This window comes from Paracoccus onubensis, assembly GCF_003591515.1.
GTDB lineage: Bacteria > Pseudomonadota > Alphaproteobacteria > Rhodobacterales > Rhodobacteraceae > Paracoccus > Paracoccus onubensis.
The window spans coordinates 1-7977 of record NZ_QZCG01000029.1 but is presented as its reverse complement, the minus strand read 5'-3'; the positions used below and the strand labels follow the sequence as shown (position 1 = coordinate 7977).

Sequence of the window (7977 nt, the reverse complement as noted above, 5' to 3'; positions counted from 1 at the left end):
GGACATGTATCTGGGCGCGCGGCTGAAGTCGATCAATGAAAAGATCTGCATTCAACTGCATATCCCGGATGTCGAGACATATCGCAGCTTTCTGCCGGGACAGGAGCGGCATGAGCGGCTTTCCGATCTTGTGTATTGGTATCTCGGGCGCTCTTACGAGGTCGATCTTGCCCTGACCCTGCCGCCATCCGAGATCCCGCCGGCACGGATGGGAGAGACGATTTCACTGGGCTGGCTTGCCGCACTGACGCCGTCCGCCGAAATGCGGGCGCAAGAACGTATCGAGATTTCACGATTTGCCCTGACCCACGGGACCTGAGAACCAAGAGGCCGAGAATGACCGCCATCACCATCGAGAAATTTGCAGGCAAGATGAATCGCGTCGGTTATGACGCCTTCCTTCAGGCGATGCGGCAGGCCCGTTCCGACGGCAATCGCAATGTCGAACTGTGCCACTGGCTGTTTCATGCGATCTCGAACCAGAATTGCGATATCTCGCTGACATTGCGGGACGCGAGCCTTGATCGGGCGCAGGTCCTGAAGGATCTGGATCGCGCCATGGGCGCATTGCAGAAAAACGTCACCGAGACTCCGGGCATCTCTGAACGGCTGGCGGATGGGCTGAATCACGCATGGACCTATGCTTCGCTGTTTTTCGGCGAGGCGCAGATCCGCACCGGGCATCTGCTGGTGGCGCTTCTGAACGACAATCAGTTGCGGCAGGCGTTGCTTCAATATTCCGGTGTGTTCGAGAAGCTGTTCCCCGATCATATCGGCCGCGAGGCGCGCACGATCTGGGCGGATTCGGAAGAAGAGGACATGCGCCCGATGGATGGCAGCGGGCTGCGCCATGCCGGGGGGGCGGCTGCCGGAGGGCAGGGCGCTTCGACGGCGCTTGGCCGGTTTTCGGTCGATATGACGGCGGATGCGATGGAAGGACGGATGGATCCGGTCGTGGGCCGGGACGACGAAATCCGGCAGATCATCGATGTGCTGATGCGCAGGCGTCAGAACAACCCGATCCTGACCGGCGAGGCGGGCGTGGGCAAGACCGCCGTGGTCGAAGGTTTCGCGCAGAAGCTGGCGGCGGGCGAGGTGCCCCCGGCGTTGCAAGGGATGCGGCTGCATATGCTGGATATCGGCGCGATGCAGGCCGGAGCCAGCATGAAGGGCGAGTTCGAACAGCGGCTGCGCTCGGTCATCGATGAGGTGCAGGCCAGTCCCACGCCGATCATCCTGTTCATCGACGAGGCGCATACGCTGATCGGGGCGGGCGGTGCGCAAGGTACGGGCGATGCCGCCAATCTGCTGAAACCGGCGCTTGCGCGGGGAACGCTGCGCACCATCGGCGCGACGACATGGGCCGAATACCGCAATTATTTCGAGAAGGATCCCGCCCTGACCCGCCGTTTCCAGCCTGTGCAGGTGGATGAACCGGATATAGAGACGGCCTGTTACATGATGCGCGGTCTTCTTGGGCCGATGCAGGATCATCACAAGGTGCGGATCTCGGATGCCGCGGTCGAGGCTGCGGTGAAACTGTCGGCGCGTTATCTGCCCGCCCGCCAGCTTCCCGACAAGGCGGTGTCGCTGCTGGATACGGCCTGCGCGCGCGTGGCGGTCAGCCAATCGTCGATCCCGGCGCGGATCGCGGATTTGCAGGCGGCGATCGCCTCGCTGGAATCCGAGGTCGCGGCAAAACAGGCCGAGCGTGAATTGGGCGCGGCACCGGATGCAAGGCTGGCGGAGCTGGACGAGGCGCTGCAGTCCAAAAAAGATGAGCTGGCGGCGTTACAGCAGGCTTACGAATCCGAAAAGGCGATTGTCGAGAATATCCTGTCGCTGCGCACAAGGCTGGCCGGGGAAAGCGGGGAAGAGGTGGATCAGGAAGCGATCCGCACCGAACTGACCGATGGCATGGCCAAGCTGGCCGGAATCAATGCAGATGAGCGGATGATCTATCCGCATGTGGACGATCAGGCCGTGGCAACCGTCATCAGCGACTGGACCGGCATTCCGGCGGGGCGCATGGTGGCGGATGAGCTGCAGGCGGTGCTGACGCTGGCGGATCACCTGAAAGAGCGGGTGATCGGGCAGGATCAGGGCTTGCAGATGATCGCCCGTCGGGTTGAGACGGCGCGGGCGGGGCTGGGCAATCCGGAAAAGCCCATCGGTGTGTTCATGCTGTGCGGACCGTCGGGCGTCGGCAAGACCGAAACCGCGCTGGCTCTGGCCGAGGCGCTTTATGGTGGCGAACAGAATGTTATCACCATCAATATGTCCGAATTCCAGGAGGCGCACTCCGTCAGCCTGCTGAAAGGCGCGCCTCCGGGCTATGTCGGTTATGGTGAGGGCGGGCGGTTGACCGAGGCGGTACGGCGCAAACCGTATTCGGTGGTGCTGCTGGACGAGATGGAGAAGGCCCATCCGGATGTGCATGAACTGTTCTTTCAGGTCTTCGACAAGGGCCGGATGGAGGATGGTAATGGCCGCCCGATCAATTTCCGCAATACACTGATCCTGATGACCTCGAATGTCGGCACCGGCACGATCATGAATCTGGCGCCTGAAGGCGTGATCGGGGATGAGGAAACGCTTGAAGCATCGATGAAGGAAGAGCTGCTGGGGACGTTTCCGCCCGCTTTGCTGGGTCGGATCGTCTCGATCCCCTATGTACCGCTGAGTGCCGAGGTTCTTGGCGGGATATCGCGCCTCAAGCTTGGCTCGGTCAAGCGGCGGATGAAGGAATCGCAGGGCGCGAACCTGCTTTGGGACGATGCGGTGATCGCCCATATCGTCGATCAGTGCCGCGATCCTGATAGCGGCGGCCGGATGATCGATAATATTATTACCAATTCGATACTTCCGGATTTGTCACGCCAGGTTCTTGGCCGTATGGTAAGCGGAGAGGATATGCAGGACGTGACCATCAAGGTTGAAGACGGGAAGTTCCATTACGAGTTCCAGTGACGGAGAGAAGAATGCCGGATCAGTTCGATTGGGTCGTCGTTTCGAAATTCGGCCGGGATATCGGAGCCATAGGGTTCATTGGCGATGATGTCGTTGCCATCGCGTCCTATTTCGATGGCCGGGACGGCAACAAGGATGGCGAAGTCAGTTTGATCGAGCATGTGGGCTCTTCGCTGTTCGGCATGGAGAATGCCGGAGTGGCCGAAGTCGCCATGGCAGCTCGCGATGATGTGGATATCTATCTGCGCGACCCATCGATCCGGACTGTCGCCGCGGATATCTTCACTTCATTTGCTGCTGGGCTGGTCGCGGATGGGATCTGGCACAGCTATTTCCGCGCCGGGGTCCGCAGTGCCGCAACCGGGATGGCGGCAAGCATTACCTCTGACAAGATCAAGCAATTGGTGATCCGGAAAGGCTTTGAAACTGTGGCGCGACGCGCTTTTACTGAGGTGACGACAGGTGTCTGATCCAGACTGAACGGATCGGGCCGAACCAACGGGACTGCGGGAACCAATTCATGTGTTCAGGCATTCCTGCTAAAGAGGGCCAAGCGCCCATCTCAACAAGAAAGGGAGTACCAGATGTCAGGTGTCGGTTGGTTTATGGCAATCATTCTGGGGGGTATCGCCGGATGGATCGCCGAAAAAGTCATGAAGGCAGAGCACGGTCTGCTGACGAACATCATTCTGGGTATTGTCGGTGCCTTGCTGGGTAACTGGCTGGCGCGGCTGATCTTTGGCACAACCGCCGGGGGCTGGATCGGTCAGCTTGTGATCGCCGTGATCGGTGCCTGTATCCTGATCTGGGGCTATCGCGCCATACGCAGCCGCGGCTGACAAGCGGCGGATCTGCGAAATCAAAGGGCCGGTGCGGAACAGCCGCACCGGCCCTTTTGATGTGACCGCCGTCAACGATCAGGTCTTGTCGTCGTCACCTTCTTCTTCCTCGTCATCCTGATCGGGCAGGTTGAAGAAGCTGTCTGCATCAAGCTCTTTTTCCTTCTCGGCATTGTCGTCCTTTGACAGCGAGAAATTCTCGAGCCCGGCAATCGCGGTCGGCAGCCGTGCCTCTTCGCCCATGGCCAGCGAGGTTTCGGTGCTGACCAGCTTGCGGCGTTCATCATCGGTCATTACCTCGCCCTCGGCACCGCGCTTCTTGGCGGCTTTCTGAACGGCGGCGTCAAGTTCGGACTGGCGGCACAGGCCAAGCGCGACCGGGTCGATCGGCTGGATGTTCTGAATATCCCAATGCGTCCGTTCGCGGATGGCGTTGATGGTCGGTTTGGTGGTGCCGACCAGCCGCGCAATCTGGGCATCGGCGAGTTCCGGATGGAATTTCACCAGCCACAGGATCGCGGCGGGGCGATCCTTGCGTTTGGACAGCGGCGTGTAGCGGGGGCCACGGCGCTTTTCCTCTCCCTCGGCGGCGGGGTTGTGCTTCAGGCGCAGCTTGTAAGTGGGGTTTTCCTCTCCGCGCTTGATCTCTTGCGGGTCAAGCTGATTCGAGGCGATCGGATCATATCCCTTGACGCCGGCCGCCACATCGCCATCGGCAATGCCCTGCACTTCGAGTTCGTGCAATCCGCAGAAATCGCCGATTTGCTTGAAGCTCAGCGTGGTATTGTCGACCAGCCAGACGGCGGTGGCCTTGGCCATCAATGGCTTGTTCATGTCAGTCTCCTTCGCGTCTCTGCCCCGATTGCATGTCCCCTCCGTGCCGGGAAAACGGCTTTCGGCGGGGGCCATTCCTCGTTTTCGGGGGAATTGTCCGTGCATATAGCGATTTCCATGCGGTTAGAAAAGGGGATTCGCGCAATATGGGCTGGACGATGCCCGTCATGCGGCTAGGGTGGCGCTCATGAGATACCTGATCGCCGCCGCCATTTGCGCCCTGTGCCCGCTGACAGTTCATGCCGAAGATGTCGCCGGCGAGTTTGACTATTACATTTTGTCGCTTAGCTGGTCGCCGTCATGGTGCCGGAACGAAGGCGACGGGCGGGACGCAGCGCAATGCGACACGGGGCGCAAGACCGATTTCGTGGCGCATGGCCTGTGGCCGCAATACGAAGACGGCTGGCCGGAATATTGCGCAACGGATGAACGCGATCCCTCGCGCCGCGAAAGCCAGTCGATGCAGGATATCATGGGTTCGGGCGGGCTTGCGTGGTATCAGTGGAAGAAACACGGGCGCTGTTCCGGTCTTTCGGCGCGCGGCTATTATCAGGCAATCCGCGAGGCGGCAGAACAGAACCCTGTTCCCGACGTGTTCGACGATCTTGACAAGGATATCACCCTGCCTCCGTCCGTGGTCGAGGATGCCTTTATCGAGGCGAATCCCGATCTGACCCGTGATGGCATTACCGTGACATGCAGCGGCGAGGCGCTTCAGGAAGTGCGGATCTGCCTGACCCGCGATCTGGAGCCGCGGGACTGCGCCCCGGATGCGAGCCGGGATTGTTCACGGAGCAAAGTTCTGATGGAGCAGGTGCGGTGATGATCTTGACCGTTCAACGCGCCGGGTCTAACCCCATGCCATGCTATTGAGGAGAAACGCATGACCGCCCCCTATTCGCTGCTTGTTCTGCCCGGTGACGGGATCGGCCCCGAAGTCATGGCCGAGGTGGTCAAGGTGGTCGACTGGTTTCAGGCCAATCGCGGGATGAGCTTCGATGTCAGCCACGATCTTGTCGGCGGCTCGGCCTATGACACGCATGGCGTGCCGCTGGCGGATGAGACGATGGCGAAGGCGCAGCAGGTCGATGCGGTGCTTCTGGGCGCGGTCGGTGGCCCGAAATACGACGATCTCGATTTCAGCCTGAAACCCGAGCGGGGCTTGCTGCGCCTGCGTAAGGAAATGGACCTGTTCGCCAATCTGCGACCCGCGCAATGTTTCGACGCGCTTGCCGATTTCTCGTCGCTCAAGCGCGAGGTCGTGACCGGCCTTGATATCCTGATCGTGCGCGAACTGACCTCGGGCGTTTATTTCGGCGAACCGCGCGGTATTCATGATGACGGCAACAATCCGGAAAATGAAGGCGGCCGCGTGGGCATCAATACCCAGCGTTACACCAGCGGCGAGATCCGGCGGGTAGCCCGTTCCGCTTTCGAGCTGGCGAAGCGGCGCGGAAACAAGGTCTGCTCGATGGAGAAGGCCAATGTCATGGAATCCGGCATCCTCTGGCGCGAAGAGGTGCAGTGGGTGCATGACAATGAATACCCCGATGTCGAACTGTCGCATATGTATGCCGATAACGGCGCGATGCAGCTTGTCCGCAATCCGCGCCAGTTCGACGTGATCGTGACCGACAATCTGTTTGGCGATCTGCTATCCGACGCGGCGGCGATGCTGACCGGTTCGCTTGGAATGCTGCCCTCGGCCAGCCTTGGCGCACCGATGGAGAATGGCCGGCCCAAGGCGCTGTATGAACCCGTGCATGGCAGCGCGCCCGATATCGCCGGGCAGGGCAAGGCGAACCCGATCGCCTGTATCCTGAGTTTCGCGATGGCTCTGCGCTACAGTTTCGATCAGGGCGATGCCGCTGCCGAACTGGAACGGGCGGTCGAGAAGGTTCTGGCAGATGGCGCGCGCACTGCCGATCTGATGGGGCCAGAGGGTGGAACGCCGGTCAGCACCTCGGAAATGGGCGACAGGATCGTCGCGGCTCTTTCCACGAGGACATGAATGCGGCTGACCGGCAATGCCGCCGGTGCCATGTTGCAACTGGCGGCGATGGGCCTTTACGCGACCCATGACGCCATTATCAAGGTTCTGGGAGAGAGCTACCATCCCTTCCAGATCCTGTTCTTCTCGTCGCTGCTGTCATTTCCGCTGGTCTCGCTGATCCTGCTGCAGGATCCCAATCCCGGCACGCTCAGACCCAACAGCCCCGGCTGGGTCGTGTTAAGGGCATGCTGCGGCATCACGGCGGGACTTTGCGGTTTCTTCGCCTTCTCGGTGCTGCCGCTCACGCAGGTCTACTCGATCCTCTTCACCACGCCTCTGCTGATCACCATCCTGTCGATCCCGCTGCTGGGCGAGCGGGTCGGATTGCATCGCTGGGGGGCGATCCTGTTCGGCCTGATCGGCGTGCTGATCGTGCTGCGCCCGGGTGCGCAAACCCTGGAGCCCGGCCATTTCGCCGCCATGCTGGGCGCTGCCGCAAGCGCCAGCGTAGCCGTCATCACCCGCAAGCTGGGCAGAAGCGAGCGTCCCCTTGTGCTGCTGATGTGGCCGATGCTGGGCAATCTGTTCGTCACCGGCACCGCGCTAAGCGTGACCTATCAGCCCATGCAGCTTACCGATCTGGCCCTGACTGGCGTGATTGCCTGCCTTGGATTGGCGGGGGCGTTTCTGGTCATTCTGGCCTATCGCGCGGGAGAGGCCGCGCTTGTCGCTCCGATGCAATATTCCCAGATCCTGTGGGCGACGGTCTATGGCTGGTATCTGTTCAGCGAGATGCCTGATGCGGCGACCCTGATCGGTGCGGGGGTGATCATCGGTTCGGGTCTTTATATCGTCTGGCGGGAAAGCCACGGCGGGAATTCGGACAACCGCCCGGCGATGGTCGCCCGCCTGCGCACGGAATCGGTGACCACGCCCAAATCGACCATTCTCCAAAGAATATGGCGCCGCCGGAAGTGAAGGGCCTTGCATTCCCGCGCCTGCCGCGCTACCTGCCCATCCTACGGTCGGAGCGTAGCGCAGCCTGGTAGCGCACCTGCTTCGGGAGCAGGGGGTCGGAGGTTCGAATCCTCTCGCTCCGACCAATTGTGATTTTTGTAGATTGCCACTGAAGTCTTCCTCAAGTGGCCACTATTCTTCCTTTGCGGCAGCAAGGCTGACGTAAGGCGCAAAGAATTGTCCTCACGCTTCTCGCTTGAGAACGGCGGTGCGAAATTAGTCCACGGAAGCGGCGGCTTGGTGCTGCTGCGGGCGGTGTAAAAGTCGTCCACCTTTTCCCTTTCTGTAGTTGCAGGGAGGGCGGGAGGATCTACAGCGTGGAAC

Annotated in this window: 8 protein-coding genes and 1 tRNA gene; 8 read left to right on the top strand and 1 reads right to left on the bottom strand. The window is 60.8% G+C overall.

From position 1 onward, the window contains the following. The 4 genes from D3P04_RS22835 to D3P04_RS22820 all read left to right on the top strand — a co-directional run. A partial coding sequence (locus D3P04_RS22835) for a type VI secretion system baseplate subunit TssG (protein ID WP_147391982.1) occupies positions 1 to 319 on the top strand: 319 nt, incomplete at its 5' end. Positions 320 to 336: 17 nt separating this feature from the next. After that, positions 337 to 2970, top strand: a complete 2634-nt coding sequence (tssH, locus tag D3P04_RS22830; protein ID WP_119752192.1) for a type VI secretion system ATPase TssH — start codon at positions 337 to 339, stop codon at positions 2968 to 2970. An 11-nt stretch (positions 2971 to 2981) separates the two neighbouring features. Continuing rightward, entirely contained in the window at positions 2982 to 3440 is a 459-nt protein-coding gene (locus D3P04_RS22825; protein WP_119752191.1) for a hypothetical protein, read from the top strand. 114 nt (positions 3441 to 3554) lie between these two features. Then, positions 3555 to 3809 (top strand): GlsB/YeaQ/YmgE family stress response membrane protein, encoded by a 255-nt coding sequence (locus D3P04_RS22820; protein WP_119752190.1) that lies wholly within the window; start codon positions 3555 to 3557, stop codon positions 3807 to 3809. Positions 3810 to 3887: 78 nt separating this feature from the next. Here D3P04_RS22820 and D3P04_RS22815 read toward each other — a convergent pair whose 3' ends face one another. Then, positions 3888 to 4643 (bottom strand): DUF1013 domain-containing protein, encoded by a 756-nt coding sequence (locus D3P04_RS22815; RefSeq protein ID WP_119752189.1) that lies wholly within the window; start codon positions 4641 to 4643, stop codon positions 3888 to 3890. A gap of 187 nt (positions 4644 to 4830) precedes the next feature. Between D3P04_RS22815 and D3P04_RS22810 the strand changes: the two genes are divergently transcribed. The 4 genes from D3P04_RS22810 (at position 4831) to D3P04_RS22795 (ending at position 7739) form a co-directional block, all read left to right on the top strand. Continuing rightward, positions 4831 to 5466, top strand: a complete 636-nt coding sequence (locus tag D3P04_RS22810) for a ribonuclease T2 family protein (protein ID WP_119752188.1) — start codon at positions 4831 to 4833, stop codon at positions 5464 to 5466. Positions 5467 to 5526: 60 nt separating this feature from the next. Next, positions 5527 to 6654, top strand: coding sequence for a 3-isopropylmalate dehydrogenase (gene leuB, locus D3P04_RS22805; protein WP_119752187.1), 1128 nt, complete (start codon positions 5527 to 5529; stop codon positions 6652 to 6654). After that, positions 6655 to 7614, top strand: a complete 960-nt coding sequence (locus tag D3P04_RS22800) for a DMT family transporter (protein WP_119752186.1) — start codon at positions 6655 to 6657, stop codon at positions 7612 to 7614. It begins immediately after the preceding gene. A gap of 48 nt (positions 7615 to 7662) precedes the next feature. Then, positions 7663 to 7739 (top strand) — tRNA-Pro (locus D3P04_RS22795). The last annotated feature ends 238 nt before the right edge of the window (positions 7740 to 7977 follow it).

Coding starts and splice junctions, on each gene's coding strand:
- leuB (WP_119752187.1), top strand. CDS start 5,527: ATGACCGCCCCCTATTCGCTGCTTGTTCTGCCCGGTGACGGGATCGGC.
- D3P04_RS22800 (WP_119752186.1), top strand. CDS start 6,655: ATGCGGCTGACCGGCAATGCCGCCGGTGCCATGTTGCAACTGGCGGCG.
- D3P04_RS22815 (WP_119752189.1), bottom strand. CDS start 4,643: ATGAACAAGCCATTGATGGCCAAGGCCACCGCCGTCTGGCTGGTCGAC.
- D3P04_RS22820 (WP_119752190.1), top strand. CDS start 3,555: ATGTCAGGTGTCGGTTGGTTTATGGCAATCATTCTGGGGGGTATCGCC.
- tssH (WP_119752192.1), top strand. CDS start 337: ATGACCGCCATCACCATCGAGAAATTTGCAGGCAAGATGAATCGCGTC.
- D3P04_RS22810 (WP_119752188.1), top strand. CDS start 4,831: ATGAGATACCTGATCGCCGCCGCCATTTGCGCCCTGTGCCCGCTGACA.
- D3P04_RS22825 (WP_119752191.1), top strand. CDS start 2,982: ATGCCGGATCAGTTCGATTGGGTCGTCGTTTCGAAATTCGGCCGGGAT.